General features: G+C 44.4%; 15 protein-coding genes. 10 read left to right on the plus strand and 5 right to left on the minus strand.

Annotated elements, in window-relative coordinates; translation table 11 throughout:
- Window positions 1-110: 110 nt before the first annotated feature.
- From V7K48_RS03945 to V7K48_RS03960, 4 genes are all read right to left on the minus strand, one after another.
- Window positions 111-842, minus strand: a complete 732-nt coding sequence (locus V7K48_RS03945) for a succinylglutamate desuccinylase/aspartoacylase domain-containing protein (RefSeq protein ID WP_335069789.1) — start codon at window positions 840-842, stop codon at window positions 111-113.
- Window positions 843-1,196: 354 nt separating this feature from the next.
- Window positions 1,197-1,889, minus strand: coding sequence for a 5'-methylthioadenosine/S-adenosylhomocysteine nucleosidase family protein (locus tag V7K48_RS03950; protein ID WP_335069791.1), 693 nt, complete (start codon window positions 1,887-1,889; stop codon window positions 1,197-1,199).
- Between the two features lie 635 nt (window positions 1,890-2,524).
- The gene (locus tag V7K48_RS03955) at window positions 2,525-2,674 is read right to left on the minus strand and encodes a hypothetical protein (RefSeq protein WP_335069793.1); all 150 of its coding nucleotides are present in this window, start codon (window positions 2,672-2,674) and stop codon (window positions 2,525-2,527) included.
- A 69-nt stretch (window positions 2,675-2,743) separates the two neighbouring features.
- Window positions 2,744-2,950 (minus strand): hypothetical protein, encoded by a 207-nt coding sequence (locus V7K48_RS03960; RefSeq protein ID WP_334978811.1) that lies wholly within the window; start codon window positions 2,948-2,950, stop codon window positions 2,744-2,746.
- Between V7K48_RS03960 and V7K48_RS03965 the strand changes: the two genes are divergently transcribed.
- The 10 genes from V7K48_RS03965 to V7K48_RS04010 all read left to right on the plus strand — a co-directional run bounded on the left by V7K48_RS03965 (window position 2,920) and on the right by V7K48_RS04010 (window position 14,268).
- Window positions 2,920-5,610 (plus strand): efflux RND transporter permease subunit, encoded by a 2,691-nt coding sequence (locus V7K48_RS03965; protein ID WP_335069795.1) that lies wholly within the window; start codon window positions 2,920-2,922, stop codon window positions 5,608-5,610. The two genes, V7K48_RS03960 and V7K48_RS03965, sit on opposite strands and share 31 nt — an antisense overlap.
- Complete coding sequence (gene hpnA / locus V7K48_RS03970) at window positions 5,610-6,590, plus strand: hopanoid-associated sugar epimerase (protein ID WP_335069797.1); 981 nt, start codon at window positions 5,610-5,612, stop codon at window positions 6,588-6,590. The genes V7K48_RS03965 and hpnA overlap by 1 nt, the downstream gene beginning before the upstream one ends.
- 336 nt (window positions 6,591-6,926) lie before the next feature.
- Window positions 6,927-7,946 carry an adenosyl-hopene transferase HpnH gene (gene hpnH, locus V7K48_RS03975; RefSeq protein WP_335069869.1) on the plus strand — a complete coding sequence of 340 codons (1,020 nt, stop codon included), beginning with the start codon at window positions 6,927-6,929 and terminating at the stop codon, window positions 7,944-7,946.
- A gap of 797 nt (window positions 7,947-8,743) precedes the next feature.
- Window positions 8,744-9,265, plus strand: a complete 522-nt coding sequence (locus V7K48_RS03980; protein WP_334978482.1) for a phycocyanin subunit beta — start codon at window positions 8,744-8,746, stop codon at window positions 9,263-9,265.
- Window positions 9,266-9,351: 86 nt separating this feature from the next.
- Window positions 9,352-9,843, plus strand: coding sequence for a phycocyanin subunit alpha (gene cpcA / locus V7K48_RS03985; RefSeq protein WP_334978480.1), 492 nt, complete (start codon window positions 9,352-9,354; stop codon window positions 9,841-9,843).
- A gap of 163 nt (window positions 9,844-10,006) precedes the next feature.
- Window positions 10,007-10,819, plus strand: a complete 813-nt coding sequence (locus tag V7K48_RS03990; protein ID WP_335069799.1) for a phycobilisome linker polypeptide — start codon at window positions 10,007-10,009, stop codon at window positions 10,817-10,819.
- A 243-nt stretch (window positions 10,820-11,062) separates the two neighbouring features.
- The gene (locus V7K48_RS03995; protein ID WP_335069801.1) at window positions 11,063-11,932 is read left to right on the plus strand and encodes a phycobilisome linker polypeptide; all 870 of its coding nucleotides are present in this window, start codon (window positions 11,063-11,065) and stop codon (window positions 11,930-11,932) included.
- Between the two features lie 322 nt (window positions 11,933-12,254).
- Window positions 12,255-12,536: a phycobilisome linker polypeptide gene (locus V7K48_RS04000; protein ID WP_335069803.1), complete on the plus strand. Its 282-nt coding sequence runs from the start codon at window positions 12,255-12,257 to the stop codon at window positions 12,534-12,536.
- Entirely contained in the window at window positions 12,511-13,356 is an 846-nt protein-coding gene (locus tag V7K48_RS04005) for a HEAT repeat domain-containing protein (protein WP_335069805.1), read from the plus strand. Before V7K48_RS04000 ends, V7K48_RS04005 begins: the two co-directional genes overlap by 26 nt.
- Before the next feature lie 171 nt (window positions 13,357-13,527).
- Window positions 13,528-14,268: a HEAT repeat domain-containing protein gene (locus V7K48_RS04010; RefSeq protein WP_335069807.1), complete on the plus strand. Its 741-nt coding sequence runs from the start codon at window positions 13,528-13,530 to the stop codon at window positions 14,266-14,268.
- 271 nt (window positions 14,269-14,539) lie between these two features.
- Here the strand turns inward: V7K48_RS04010 and V7K48_RS04015 are convergent, their stop codons facing one another.
- Complete coding sequence (locus tag V7K48_RS04015) at window positions 14,540-15,190, minus strand: HD domain-containing protein (RefSeq protein ID WP_335069809.1); 651 nt, start codon at window positions 15,188-15,190, stop codon at window positions 14,540-14,542.
- Window positions 15,191-15,297: the final 107 nt, after the last annotated feature.

The following is a 15,297-nucleotide window of genomic DNA, read 5'->3' on the forward strand; positions in this document are numbered from 1 at the left end:
AAATTACACACATCTCGGCTTGATATCTACTCTGAAAATAAGGTAGACGGCAGAAGTCAGAAGGAATAAGGATTTTCATCCGTCGTGCTGAACTAAAAGTTCATCACCCGCTAAACTCCAGACATCTGTTTCTTCTCAAGAAGTATGCAATAGACTCCCTGATATACCTCAGTACCAATAAAAATTGGGTATACATTATCTTCGGAGATACCCAATATTTCTCGCTCTTCTTCTGTCAATTTTTGATAGTTTTTTAAATTCAATTTGGGCTCAAATTCCTTTGCTACACTACCTAAAATACGATAGTAATTGTGGTCGATGTTTACCACTTGTTTAGTTAAAAGGTTTTGAATATCTTTTTCTACCCTTTGGCAAGCATCTTGAAAATCATACAAACGACCATACTCTACAGCTATACTATTTTTCACATGCCCCAACAGTGTACCATCGTAGTAACTATCTCCTTCATCTAAAGTAACTATGTGCTTAATGTTAAAGAATTGACAAATTTCGTATAATTCAGGTGTTAAATCATGAACTAAAATAGTGTCATCCATATCGTTATAAGTCTGATGCCAGTCGATTATTAAGTCAAACTGAGATAGAACTTTGCTAAGTTGGTAAGCACGTCTCTCTTCATAATTACCATCTAATCTTCCTGGAAAAGAGCGATTTAAATCAGTATCAATGAACCGTTGGTTTAGATACATAGCCTCTGGATTTGCAATTATTGACTTCCAGATGAAGTATTCATTTTTTCCCAACGGATAATGATCAAAAATATATTTTCCTATAAATTCATTGCCATGAATACAGCCACAGAATAGAAGTTTAATAGACATACAACATTGTGCTTCGATTGATAACAAAATTTTGTGTCTGTCAGTGAGTAGATAGTATCTTGCTATTATAGGTGAAATGAGGTCAAAACAAGAGAACAGAATCTTTCAGATTTAGTACAAAGAATAGAACAACTACAGCTTAGTCCGAGATGTAACTGAATGTTTGATGGTATCAAGAGCGAGGTTGCGAATTTCCGGGTCATCGGATTCAATCAAGCGATTTAAGACATGTGGTAAAACGAAGCAATGTAAAGGATTGTGACAACAATAGTGGTGACAAATATACATTTTTCCTCCTATATTTTTGTAAACAGATAGTTATGACTGTTAACGGGCCCCTTTAGCTAGACTTGTCTAGTTTTTATATAGCAGCAGATTTGTAACTTGCTCTAACACCTTTAATGCTGTTAATGAACCTCGAATCAGCCGAGTCGCAGCAAGGGGTTGTCGAAGCATTCCCATTGCTAAAGGAAAAGGGTTTAGGGAGCCATCAGAGTTAATTGCTGGTGTGAGATCAGGGATATTATGCTGACAATCGTCACTGACTACTCGCAGCATTGCCACAGCCACCCCAGCTGCATTGAAAAACTCTAGAGCGGTAAATCCTTCCATATCAACAACATCAACCGCCAAAGTCTTACCTAAACGGCGTTTTTCAGTGGTAGACCAAATCAGGCGATCGCTTGTCAATGCCTTGACTAATGATGCTTTTTCTGATATATGAAAGTGCAATTGTGCTGTAAAAGTGCGATCGCATTCTTGCTGCTTCCCCTGATAAACACAATCTTGATACAGCACAATATCTCCAACTTTGTGGCGATCGCTCAAGCTGCCACATATACCCATAATCAGCACCCTGGATTTTGGAGCCAGAAATTGCCCATTTACTTGGGATTGTTGTAAATATTTGAGTAAAGGCTTCATCCCAACAGGTATGGCTACTATCGTTGGGATGGAGCCAGTAACGTTGCTTAATCCGCGACACACAGCTTTATATTCTGCTCCCTGAGGCACCAGAATTGTGTTGATGGACAAAAAATTAGGCACTAGCCCTCTCAATATTTTGAAGTTTGCGTCTGGATATTAACCCAAGTGTGCAAAGAGCAACCTGGCAAGTCTGGGCAGTTAGCCTTTTCAAAGTGACTTGTAAAATCTCTTTTTTCTCTCTGCGCCCTCCGCGTCTGTGCGGTTAAAAGGTCTTTTATTTCACCATAGAGGCACAGATAACATCAAGTCAAGAGATTAAAGAGGAGTTTTTTGAGCAAAATTTTTACCCACCTTGAAAGGGCAAGTCTGGGCAGTAAACCAGTTGACAAATAATCCAATATGGTGTGAATATTCAGATCGGATCAAAGATAGTGAAGATTGACTCTGGAAAAACATCAGCTTCACGGGCGATCACAAATAGCTCGTAGGTAAAAAAGGTATCCAGGCACTCTTCAAAGTCAAAGCGCGTAAAGACTGGCTGAATATTTTGGGGAACTTGAACGAGAAAACGTTCTGGTATATCGATGCGTAACGGTTAATTAATATTTGAAGTAGGTAGACGTGGCGTAATTCTTCTCTACCTTGGAGAGCGATGTCTACGACGGGCTATGACGCTCGTTCGCCCTTGGCGTCTCCCCTTCTCTACGAGACGCTGTGCGAAGGGAGAAGACTCGCTAACGCTTCTCTACGAGACGCTACCCGAACGCTATCGGCGTCGCAGTTTGTAAAATAGGATCACTCACCGCCGCGTAACCATTAACTATTGCTCCGGCTTGTCGCTCTGCATCCAGAGCTTTCTCCCAGAAGGGAATACTGCGTAGGAAGCTCAAGGGTGTATCGTCCAAATCTGGCCACGAGAGATACTCAGGCTCGTATTCCCTATAGCTTTCGTAAAGCTTCGGCAGAATAATTCTTTATGCTCGACAAAACCAAGTTTCATCTTTGAAGTTTCCTTTGGTATTAAAGATTGGGTCATATCTGAGTGACAATAAGTAATATTGCCGTTTAGTAGTAACCAAAACTCGCAAACCAAAGGTGATTGCTGTAGCATGACTAAATAATTGTGTCACCCACACGATAATTTTCCAAGATGGTAAAGCTTCATAACTCAAAATCCGCACGAGAAATCTTCAATATTTCCAAATTGGCAATTCGATTTTCGTGGCTGACGGTGAGTTTTTGGATTGCCGTAACGGTAGCTGGTGTTCTGGCTTTCAGCTCCCTAAAGTATGCTTTGTTTCCAGATATTACTTTTCCCGTGGTGGTTGTGAATGCTACAGCCCCGCTGAAAACTGCTCTGGATACAGAGGCGAAGCTCACCAAACCCTTGGAAAAACGCCTCCACTCTCTAGAAGGACTGGAGAATATCCGCTCATCCACCTATCCTGGTCAAACTGCTGTTAGTCTTTCTTTTGCAGTTGGGACGAATTTAGAAACATCGACCAAAAAGGTTGAAACTGCCCTGAAGCAGTTGACTTTGCCTCAGGGAGCAACTGACAAAATTATTCCTCTGAATCTAAACGAGTCAGCCGCCATTAGCTATGCCATAGAGAGTCCGACGCGGAATCTCAAAGATTTGACGAAGTTGGCGCAAGATGAGATTGTGAGTGGGATCGCTAAACTACCTGGAGTCTTGAAAGTCTCACTACTAGGCGCTGCTACTGCAACTCCTTTGCTAAATCCAGCGAATGCGAGTGCAGCGGCTCTCCCCCAAACCGGGGCAACATTAGTCCGATTTAATGGTGAAGATGCACTCGCATTTCAGGTAATCAAACGTGGTAACGCTAACACCTTGGAAGTAGTGAGTCGAGTTGAGAAAGAAGTTCAAAGGCTACGCTCTACCCTCAAGAATGTCAACCTCACCTTAGCTGCCACCCAAGCAGAATATATCCGCAAAGCCACCCAGTCAACAATCGATGCTTTGCTGGAAGCAGTCGTCTTGTCGATAGTGGTAATTTTTCCTTTTTTGTGGAATTGGCGGGCAACCCTGATCTCTGCCTTGGCGATTCCAACGTCTTTGTTGGCGACGTTTATCGTTATGGCGATTTTCGGCTTTAACCTGGAGACAATCACCCTGCTGGCTTTAGCTTTGGTGATTGGTAGTATTGTTGATGATGCGATCGTGGATGTGGAAAACATCATGCGACACGTTGAAGATGGGGAAACTCCTCGCCAAGCGGCGCTTTTAGCTACAAATGAGATTGGGTTAACAGTCACCGCCGCCACCTTGACAGCAGTAGCGGTTTTTCTGCCCATAGGTTTGATGGGTGGTGTCATCGGTCAGTTCTTCAAGCCATTTGGGATCACCGTTTCAGCAGCGATGCTTGCTTCTATGCTAGTTGCTCGGACTTTATCCCCAGTTCTGGCTATCTACTGGCTGAAACCTAAATCCTCGCTCTCCCCGCGTCGGGAAGCAAAAATCTGGGTGGCGTTTACCCAATCTTACAGAAACTTGCTGAGTTGGTCTTTGAATCACCGCAAGATAGTTATCGGGTTAGCTGTACTCAGCTTGATCGCTGGTATAGTGCTAATTCCACTAATTCCCAAAGGATTTATTCCCAAACTCGATCGCGGCGAATTTAATATTGCTTATACGGCTCCTTTGCCGAGTATCCCCGAAGGAGCAGAGGGGCAGGGGGGCAGAGGGGCAGGGGAGCAGGGGAGAAATCCTAGTCTACAGTTGCCAATTCCTAACCCATTGAACGCTTCTCTTGAGGTTGCGAAAAAATTAGAAGATGTAGTCAGAAAATCACCGGCAGTTGAAACGGTATTTACCACTGTTGGTTCTCGTGAGGGTGAGCCGAATAAAGGGACACTATATGTAAAGCTTAAGAAAGACCGCAAAATTACAACTGCGGAACTACAAGACCAATTGCGCTCCTCCTTACCCGCTCTTTCTGGGGTAACTACCAGTGTTGAAGATATTCAATTTGTTGATTCTGGTGGTCAAAAACCTCTACAAGTAGCATTACAAGGTGATAATCTCCAAGCTCTGAGCAAAGCAGTCAAAGCGATTAAAGAAAGGATTCAGAGGCTACCAGGATTCGCTGATGTGACAGTTACAGGGGAAACTAATCCACAAGGCACAGTTTTTCAGATCGAGCGTCTGAATAATCAGCGGGTGGCCTACATCAGTGCTAATCTTGGCAAGGATCTGTCCTTGGGTGATGCCACTGACAAAGTGGTAGCTGAAGCAAACGCGGTGTTACCCTCTGATGTTTCCTTAAATTTAGGGGGAGACTCTGCCCGTCAAGATGAAGTTTTTGGCAGTTTCGGCACTACTCTGGCCTTATCTGCCCTGTGCATTGTCATAGTACTAATTTTGCTGTTCCAAAGCTGGGTAGACCCTTTGGTTATTGGTGTCTCTTTGCCTTTAGCACTAGTGGGGGCAATGTTGGCGCTACTAATTACCAAGAGCGACTTTGGTATGATCTCACTGATCGGTTTCGTCTTTTTGCTGGGGCTAGCCAATAAAAATGCTATTTTGCTTGTGGATTATATCAACCAGTTACGCAGTGCTGGCTTAGACCGTACCGAGGCGATCCTCAACACTGGGCTAGTGCGCCTCAGACCAATTATGATGACCACTGCCTCCACTATTTTAGGGATGCTACCCATTGCCTTAGGTTTGGGTGCAGGTTCGGAATTGCGATCGCCTATGGCTGTAGCGATCGCAGGTGGACTCGTGACTTCGACTATCCTCAGTTTGATTGTTGTGCCAGTAGTTTACACCATTTTGGATGATTGGTTTCCTCGGTTTAAGAAGAGGGGGACAAATTGATGCAGGTTTTTGTCACGGGGGGTACGGGTTTTATTGGTGCCCACTTGGTGCGGTTGTTGCTGCAACAGGGTTACACAGTCAAAGCACTGGTACGCTCAAGCAGCAATTTGGAGAATCTCCGCGGTTTGGATGTGGAAATTGTCAAAGGCGATTTGAATTCACCAAATCTCTGGCAACAGATGGGAGGTTGTCAATACCTATTTCATGTGGCAGCCCATTATTCCCTGTGGCAGAAAGACCGGGAGTTACTCCACCGTTACAATGTCCTGGGTACGCGCAATGTGTTGGCAGCAGCTCACAAAGCTAACATTGAGCGCACCGTCTACACGAGTTCAGTGGCAGCAATTGGGGTAGGATCATCAGGTCAAGTCGTCGATGAAACACATCAGAGTCCCTTAGAAAAGTTGGTGGGTGACTATAAAAAATCTAAGTTTTTAGCTGAACAAGAAGCCATGCAAGCCGTTGCCATAGGTCAGGAGGTAGTTATTGTCAATCCCAGCAGCCCGATTGGCTCGTTGGATATCAAACCTACGCCCACGGGTGATATAATTTTACGGTTTTTACGACGGCAAATGCCCTTTTACTTGGATACTGGTCTAAATTTTATCGATGTGCGGGATGTGGCATGGGGGCATTTACTGGCTTTGCAGCGGGGTAAATCAGGCGATCGCTATATCTTAGGTCACCAAAACCTCAGTCTAAAGCAACTGCTAGAACAACTCGCCGATATCACAGGTCTAAGCGCACCCCAACGAACCGTACCCGCTTGGTTACCCCTTAGTGTTGCCTGGGTTGATGAAAAGATTCTCGCACCGCTGGGGAAATTACCCTCAGTGCCATTGGATGGCGTTCGGATGGCGAAACAACCTATGTATTATGATGCCACAAAGGCTGTACGAGAGTTGGATCTACCCCAATCTTCGCTGAATGGAGCACTCAAGGATGCTGTGAATTGGTTTGTTGCTCAGGGGTATGTCTAATGATAAATATAGCGATTCACGTGTGGATACAATACGCAGTAGGGGCGCAAGGCCTTCATTGGTATCAACTTAAGCCAAAACCCTTTTAAAACCTCGTTTACAGCAAGAGGCTGGAAATGCTCTTCAATTGCGGCTCTGCCGCAAGTTTTGAGGCAGCAGCCCCCATTAGGCATTAAGAGTCGGAGACTTCTTTTCGAGACAACGAGACTATCTTTAAAAGCTTGTTATAAGTCAGGCTTTTACGTTAAGTTGACACCAATGCAAGTCCTTGCGCCCCTACGAACGTTTTATGTTTTCTGTGGTGTTTTTATCTCTAAAAGAGGAGCGATCGCAACAATGGCAGTTAATCTACAACAAGCTATAGACATCGGGAAGTATCTGGTTACTCAGCGTTTGAAAGGACGTAAACGCTTCCCCTTAGTATTGATGTTGGAACCTCTTTTTCGGTGTAATCTAGCCTGTACTGGTTGTGGTAAGATTCAACATCCAAAGGAAATTTTAAAGCAAAATCTCACCCCAGAACAGTGCTTTACAGCAGTGGAAGAGTGCGGCGCACCGGTTGTCTCAATTCCTGGGGGAGAACCTTTGCTGCATCCCCAGATTGATCAGATTGTTCGGGGATTAATTGAGCGCAAGAAATATATTTACTTGTGTACCAATGGTTTGTTGTTAGAAAAGAGCCTGGATAAGTTTCAACCTTCCCCTTACCTGACTTTTAGCGTGCATTTAGATGGGATGCGGGAGTTGCACGATCAGTGTGTTGATCGCAAAGGTGTTTTTGATATTGCTGTCAAAGCCATTCGCGCCGCTAAAGCTAAAGGTTTTCGCGTTACCACTAACACTACTATCTTTGAGGGTACTCAACCCAAAGATATGCAAGAGTTTTTCGACTTTCTAGAAACACTAAATACTGACGGGATGATGATTTCTCCCGGTTACAGTTATGAGTGGGCACCAGATCAAGATCATTTTCTCCACCGAGAACAAACCCGCGCCCTCTTCCGGGAAATTCTGGCTCCCCTGAAAGCTGGTGAAAAAAACTGGAACTTCAATCACAATCCGCTGTTTTTAGATTTTCTCACTGGTGAGAAGGACTACGAATGCACGCCTTGGGGTAGCCCTAGTTATAGCGTTCTCGGTTGGCAAAAACCTTGCTATCTGCTCAACGAAGGTTATTACTCTACCTTCAAGGAATTACTGGCACAAACTGACTGGAGTCAATACGGACGTGCTAGTGGTAATCCCAAGTGTGCTGATTGTATGGTTCACTGCGGCTACGAACCTACCGCCGCAATGGATGCAATGCAACCGCAAAATATGGCACGTGCTCTTAGCAGTGTGTTTGGTAGGAATTAGTAAGTAGTAAATGCTACAGATTTAGAGCGTGCGATGCCTGTGGGGGGCTACGCCTACGCACGCTTTAAATTCTGATGAGACTACTACAATACAGTTGCAAAATATGGCGCGTGCCCTTGGCAGAGCTAGGAAGTAGCCAATACTACACAAATTAAGGGTACGATGCCTGCGGTGGTGACTGAGCTTTGCCATACCACTTCCTGAAAGCAAGCTAGCAAGAGCGTCTCATAGAGAAGTGCGGGCTATTCGGCGTCGCATTCTTTCAGGGATTTCCCAGAAATAAATTATCCCATTTTTTGGGGTGGAGAGAATTCAATCTGGTTCGGTTAGCTTGTTGAGCACTCGAATATCCCCGGATCAACGTAGATACTTAGTGCCAAAAAGCAGAACGAATACTGCTTGTTTCATCGGCTTTTTAGCCTTTTTCAACTGGATAGTTATTTTCGCCATACTGTACTAACTTCTCATAAACTAGAGAGTTCTGAGTGTTAAGTTATGTAAAGGAAATTAACAAACATAACAATAATTTGTAATAAATAATGATACAGCAGCATTGTATAAAGGGAACTTAGAAGTAAAAAACAACATCTTAATCAGGTTTTCCAGTCGTTCACAGAAGTTTGAAGTTTTCTAACAAAAGTTTTAATCTGAAAGCCTGGAGATCGTAAACTTATTTCTTGGATGTCTGTTTTAAACCTTTCGGAACTCGTCAGGCAGTGCTGGCATCAAAAATAAACTGAACCATTCAGTTTTGAGTCCAATTATTCTTAACCAAGCAAATTAGGAGATTTAGGGTAATGGTTTTAGATGCATTTGCAAAAGTAGTTTCCCAAGCTGATACACGTGGGGAATATCTCTCCGATGCACAATTGGATGCTTTGAGCGAACTAGTCAAAGATGGTAACAAGCGTACAGATGCTGTTAACCGGATTACCAGCAATGCGTCTGCTCTTGTTGCTGCTGCGGCTCGTGATTTGTGGGCAGAACAACCCCAATTGATCACTCCTGGTGGTAATGCTTACACCAGCCGTCGCGCTGCTGCTTGCATCAGAGACTTGGACATCATTCTTCGCTATATCACTTATGCTGTCTTTGCTGGTGATTCCAGCGTGCTAGATGACCGTGCCCTCAATGGTTTGCGGGAAACCTACTTGGCATTGGGAACTCCAGGAGCGTCAGTTGCTGTTGGTATTCAGAAGCTGAAACAAGCTTCCCTGGCCATTGTCAACGATACAAACAACATCACCAGAGGAGATTGCAGCGCTCTGTCATCTGAAATAGCTAGCTATTTTGATCGTGCTGCTGCTGCTGTGGCTTAAGCCAAGCATTGCTGATGTTGACTAAATAATTGTCCATAGGACAAAACAAAAATTCAACCAAAAGTTTGTAAAAGGGAAATACCAAAATGACAAAAACACCTCTAACTGAAGCAATTGCATCAGCCGACTCTCAAGGTCGCTACCTCAGCAGCACCGAAATTCAAGTTGCTTTTGGTCGCTTCCGCCAAGCGCCAGCTAGCTTACAAGCAGCAAAAGCATTGAGCGCTAATGCTCAACGGTTGAGCGAAGGTGCTGCTCAAGCGGTGTATAACAAGTACCCTTACACCACTCAGCAACAAGGACCCAACTTCGCGGCTGATGGACGCGGCAAAGGTAAGTGTGTACGTGATATAGGCTACTACTTGCGGATTATCACATACGCGTTAGTTGTAGGTGGCACAGGCCCCTTGGATGATTTCTTGATTTCTGGTTTGGCTGAAATCAACCGGACTTTTGATCTATCTCCTAGCTGGTACATTGAAGCTCTCAAGTACATCAAAGCTAACCACGGTCTAAGCGGTGATCCAGGTGTTGAAGCAAACTCCTACATCGACTATGTAATCAATACTCTAAGCTAGAGTGTTTCTTTAGCCCGGAGAGGAAATCAGCTCTTATGACAAGTAAGTTCTATGAGTTGTTTACCTCTCCGGGCAGTTTTATTTTCAAAAGACTGTTAAAAGACTAGAAAAAATTTTTCTAAAAAGTTTTCAGTTTTGCAGTTAAAACTGAGGAGGTTTAAGGATGGCAGCTTTGGGACAAGCAGCAAGATTAGGGATTGGAGCATTTGAAAATTCAGCACTGGTAGAACTACGTCCCGATAAAACAGAAGCGGATGTGGCAGTGGTTATCCGGGCAGCTTACCGTCAGGTTTTGGGTAATGCATACCTCCTAGAAGGAGAGGGTCTGGAAAGTGCAGAATCACTGTTGCAGCAAGGTATAATCTCAGTTCGGGGATTTGTGCTAGCCGTAGCTCAATCGGAACTCTATCGGGATAAGTTTTTCCACTCCAACTCCCAAATTCGGTTTATCGAGTTGAATTATAAGCATTTTTTGGGACGTGCTCCGGAAGATGAGTCAGAGATTTCGTACCATGTTGAGCTTTACAATTCACAAGGTTATGAAGCTGAGATTAATTCCTACATTGACTCATTAGAATATCAAGAGAGTTTTGGCGAAAATATTGTCCCCTACTATCGAGGCTTTAAAAGTCAAGTAGGACAGAAAAATGTTGGATATAGCCGATTGTTCCAACTGTATCGAGGTTATGCCAATAGCGATCGCGCTCAAGGACAAAAAAAAGGACGGTTAACCTGGGAAGTGGCTAAGAATCTGGCTTCACCCATTTACCCAGTCTCCGCCGGAGCCTTAACAGGTCTTTCTACAGGTGGTCGCGGGGAAACATACCGCATCAGAGTGCTACAAGCAGCTTCCCCCAACTCAGCTGTTGTGCGGCGGGGTACTGCGGAATTCATCGTACCCTACGAGCAACTCTCTAGTAAATTGCAGCAGTTGAATCGCAAGGGCAGTAAGGTACTTAGCATTACGTCCGTATAAATAGGGAATCGGGAATTAAGTGAGGAGTTAGAAGTTGTGAGTCAGGAGTCAGGAGTGAGGAGTCAGAAGTGAGGAGTTTTGAATTCCTAGCTCTACCCCTACTCTTAACTCCTGTAAAGACGCGATTAATGAGCCAGCGCGTTGCGGGGGTTCCCCCCGTTATAGCGACTGGCGTCGCGTCTCTACTCTTAACTCCTAACTCCTAACTTTTCCCAACTACCAATTACAAAAGGAAAATTACCAATGGCTATTACAACAGCCGCTTCCCGTCTGGGAACGGAACCTTTTAGCAACCAGTCTCCTGTAGAACTGCGTCCCAATGCAACCAAAGAAGACATTGAGAGAGTAATTGCTGCCGTCTATCGTCAGGTGTTGGGCAACAACTACATATTGGCAGCTGACCGCCTCATAAGTGCTGAATCTATCCTGCGCGATGGAAAAAATACAGTGCAAGAGTTTGTGCGTCAAGTAGCTAAATCAGAACTGTACAAATCCAAATTTTTCTACGACAATTTCCAAACTCGCGTCATCGAACTGAACTATAAACATTTGTTGGGTCGTGCCCCTTATGATGAGTCTGATGTGGTTTATCACTTGGACTTGTACCAAAGCAAGGGATATGAAGCCGACATTGATTCTTACATTAATTCACCAGAGTATCAATCTAACTTCGGTGAAAATATTGTGCCTTACTATCGCGGCTTTAAAACCCAAACAGGACAGAAAACTGTGGGATTTAGCCGGATATTCCAACTTTATCGCGGCTATGCCAGTAGCGACACCTCCCAACTCAAAGGCAAGTCCTCCCGCCTTGCTAGTGAACTAGGTCGCAATAGCGCATCCATCGTTGTTCCTCCCTCTGGTGGTCCCTCAGGCTTTTCATACGTTGCTTCCGAAAAAGGCGTTACCCCCAACAGTACTTTCGGTGGTGCAGGAACATTTGGTAAAGAAGGCAGACTCTACCGCATTGAAGTGGCAGGCGTTTTTGGAGCTGGGTATCCTAGCACACGCCGTGTCAATCAAGCGGTGGTTATACCATACGAAGAACTATCTAGTTACTTCCAAAGAGTGGTAAAACAAGGTGGTAAAATAGCCAGTGTAAAACCACTTTAGTGTCCTTTGTCAATGGTCATTAGTCATTAGTCATTGGTGAGCCGTGCGGTCTTCTGGCAACGTGAAGGAGGGTCTCCAAGAGTTGGGGAGACGATGCCGCGCATAGCGCAGCCTCAACTATTGGAAAGGCTGCGCCAACGAGTCCGCGTCCCTTGCGCGTTTCGTAGAGAGCGTCTGAGGGTTTTCCCCATGAGCAATCGGCGTTAGCGAGTCTTCTAGCAACGCGAAAGAGCGTCGGCACGAGCGTCACCTGAAGGGTGATTATTACTGGACTTTAGACTAATGAGAATTTAGAATTTTGATTAAAATTTGGAATTGATTTATGCTAGGACAAATCAGTAGTAGAACTAGTAATCGCTACTTTCGGTATGAAGTAGTCGGTCTGCGCCAAAGCGAAGAAACCCAAAAAACCAACTATCCCATTCGTTCTAGTGCCAGTGTATTTATCACAGTGCCTGAGAACCGAATGAATAAAGAAATGCAGAGGATTGCTCGCTTAGGTGGCAAAATAGTCAGCATTCAGCCATTGAACGCTGAAACTAAAACAGACAGCGGACAGAGCAATCCTCCTTCTTCTAATGAATCCAAGTCCGCCGAAGTTTGAAGATTTATCACCGACAGGTGACTTTGCCAACGGTGAATCTTTAACAGTAGAGCAAGCGATCGCTAATCTTGAAAGTACAGATTTAGGCTTGCGATTTTATGCTGCCTGGTGGTTGGGTAGGTTTCGCATAGGTGAAGCAGCTGCGGTTATAGGATTGATCAAAGCTTTAGAGGATGAAGCCGACAGGACACCCGAAGGCGGATATCCTCTGCGGCGGAACGCAGCTAGAGCCTTAGGAAAACTAGGCGATCGCCAGGCAGTAATACCTTTAATTAAGTGTTTAGACTGCTCAGATTTTTATGTCCGGGAAGCAGCGGCACAATCCTTAGAGATCCTGGGTGATCCGGTTTGTATTCCTGCCCTGAGCAAGCTATTACAAGTAGGTTTGCAGGCAGAGCAGATCATATCAAAGCAGTCTGATTTATCTCAACCCTACGAAGCCATTTTAGAAGCCTTGGGAACTTTGAGGGCGACTGAGTTCATTCCTTTGGTAAAGCCATTCTTAGAGCATCCAATCGAATTGGTGCAATATGCTGCCGCAAGAGCTATGTATCAATTAACCCAAGAACCAGTTTATGGAGAACGGTTGGTACAAGCTTTGGCGGGAGAGAAATTGCAATTGCGTCGAGCAGTGTTAGCAGATTTGGGAGCGATTGGATATCTACCCGCAGCAGATGCGATCGCCCAGACTCTTGCTGAAAATAGCCTGAAGCTAATTTCTCTTAAAGGATTACTAGAACATCAAGTTAACCATACAGCAACAAGCACTTTGTCAGCAGGTGCGCTTAAAGTGATGAATTTGATGGACTCGCTGTTGTAGTCCTAAGTTCTAGATAAGGAGTTGTCATTAATACGTTACAAGCAAATGTTTACCACAGATAAATCCCCTAACCCAACTGCAAAATCAGGGCTAGGGGGTTTATGTATGATGTCAGCTACGGATAACTTAAGCTACAATTGGCTGACGACTAATGACCCATGAAAAATTATTATGAATAACAGTGATCTTGCCCAAATATTGATCCGTGCTGTGGAAGAAGCAGACTCCTCAGATCGCTTATTAGACGCAGTTCAAGAGTTAGCAGCAGCTGGTATAGAGGAATCTGTTCCCACTCTGATAGCAGCTTTGGGCTACAACAATCCAGGGGCGGCAGTGGCGGCGGTAGATGGACTAATTGCGATCGGGGAAGTTGCAGTACCGCCACTATTGGAACTAATTGATGACTACAATTATGGTGCTAGAGCCTGGGCTATTCGGGCCTTAGCAGGAATTGGCGATGTTCGGGCGCTGGATACCTTGTTTGAGGCAGCAAAAACTGATTTTTCCTTAAGTGTACGGCGGGCAGCGGCCAGGGGATTAGGCACTTTGCGTTGGCATCAAGTACCGCCTGAGAAAGTGGAATCTGTTCAGACTCAGGTATTAGAGGCGCTATTACTAATTTCTCAAGATCCAGAATGGGTAGTGCGCTATGCGGCAGTCACGAGTTTAGAAACACTAGCGATCGCAATAGCAGTCACTTTACCTGAGCAAGCGTCACGGATTACAAATCAACTTCAGCAAATGCTTGATACAGATGTTGATCTCGGAGTTCGTACCCGTGTAAAGTTTGCACAGGAAAAAATTCAGCCGCAACAACATCAAGAACAACATCAAGAAATGTTTCCACCTAAAATAAAGCTACAAAACACTGAAGTGCCTGAAGTGCCTCATCGTGGTGGTGGCAGACGTTAAGCAACCATGAGATCGACGAACCTCTCTTTGCCTTAAACTAAGTTCAAGTCTGTTCCTCTCCGACTCAGAGAGAGAAGGTTTTGCGTAGTAAAACTTCTAAGAGGTTTTTTGATTTAGTTAATTAGGCGGACACTATATAAGCTGTCGAATTCACGTTAAGCAATTCAAAATTTCTAGCGGATTCCAGTTGCATGGAATACAAGTCTGTAGTTAAAGTGCATAACTGTGCTACCCTACTGCGTGTTGCATCCAAATGAGAATCACTGTAAGATTAACCAGACAATAAAGACTGAATTTCTCCCTGGATATTGCCACGGGCAGATGGTTCGGCGAACTCTGACATTAAAGGCGTAAAGTAGATATGCGAGCGCTGTAAAAATTGCTCTAAAACCTGCCGACGACCTGTGATATAATCTGCCTCTGCCACCCAGCTATATTCCTGGCGAATGGCATGGGCGTATTCTGGATATTGGACTAGGTTAGTAGCCAAAATCGCTAAATCTGCATCAAGTAGAACTTGGCTATCATAGTCATCCATCGCGGCTTGATGATCTTTAGTATTCAGAATGAGACGTGTGACAGTAGTTATGGTACTTTCTGGAATACCCAAATTACTCAGCAACTCAAAAGCACAATCTGCACTTTTTTGTTCATTATCTTGAGCTTCAGTATCATAGACTACATCGTGAAACCAGGCAGCTAGTTGAACAGCAGCTAGGTTGTTGGTGTAGCCCTGCAAAATCTGAATTGTGCCCAAGACCTGATCAATGTGTTTGAGTGTATGGTAGTAGCGACCAGGGGTAGAGTAAGCTGCAACCAAGCGATTAAAGCCTTTCTCAACCGCTACCTGGTCAACGCCAAAAGGTTGGAGTGTTTGTTGCCAGTTAGAAAATAAGATATCCATAAAGTTTTCTGTAGGCATAGAGGCAGTATACCCATTCTTAGTATTGGAAAAAACAAGTACATCCTGTTAAAGTGATAAGTGGAAAACGCAATCATAGAAGAGGTAAGGGAAAATCCTTCCTTTGT

Source organism: Nostoc sp., from assembly GCF_036919615.1.
Lineage (GTDB): Bacteria > Cyanobacteriota > Cyanobacteriia > Cyanobacteriales > Nostocaceae > Nostoc.

What these genes read in the sequence shown, in the direction of transcription:
- V7K48_RS03945 (WP_335069789.1), bottom strand. Translation starts at nt 842, where the DNA reads ATGTCTATTAAACTTCTATTCTGTGGCTGTATTCATGGCAATGAATTT.
- V7K48_RS03965 (WP_335069795.1), top strand. Translation starts at nt 2,920, where the DNA reads ATGGTAAAGCTTCATAACTCAAAATCCGCACGAGAAATCTTCAATATT.
- hpnA (WP_335069797.1), top strand. Translation starts at nt 5,610, where the DNA reads ATGCAGGTTTTTGTCACGGGGGGTACGGGTTTTATTGGTGCCCACTTG.
- hpnH (WP_335069869.1), top strand. Translation starts at nt 6,927, where the DNA reads ATGGCAGTTAATCTACAACAAGCTATAGACATCGGGAAGTATCTGGTT.
- V7K48_RS03980 (WP_334978482.1), top strand. Translation starts at nt 8,744, where the DNA reads ATGGTTTTAGATGCATTTGCAAAAGTAGTTTCCCAAGCTGATACACGT.
- cpcA (WP_334978480.1), top strand. Translation starts at nt 9,352, where the DNA reads ATGACAAAAACACCTCTAACTGAAGCAATTGCATCAGCCGACTCTCAA.
- V7K48_RS03990 (WP_335069799.1), top strand. Translation starts at nt 10,007, where the DNA reads ATGGCAGCTTTGGGACAAGCAGCAAGATTAGGGATTGGAGCATTTGAA.
- V7K48_RS03995 (WP_335069801.1), top strand. Translation starts at nt 11,063, where the DNA reads ATGGCTATTACAACAGCCGCTTCCCGTCTGGGAACGGAACCTTTTAGC.
- V7K48_RS04000 (WP_335069803.1), top strand. Translation starts at nt 12,255, where the DNA reads ATGCTAGGACAAATCAGTAGTAGAACTAGTAATCGCTACTTTCGGTAT.
- V7K48_RS04005 (WP_335069805.1), top strand. Translation starts at nt 12,511, where the DNA reads ATGAATCCAAGTCCGCCGAAGTTTGAAGATTTATCACCGACAGGTGAC.
- V7K48_RS04010 (WP_335069807.1), top strand. Translation starts at nt 13,528, where the DNA reads ATGAATAACAGTGATCTTGCCCAAATATTGATCCGTGCTGTGGAAGAA.
- V7K48_RS04015 (WP_335069809.1), bottom strand. Translation starts at nt 15,190, where the DNA reads ATGCCTACAGAAAACTTTATGGATATCTTATTTTCTAACTGGCAACAA.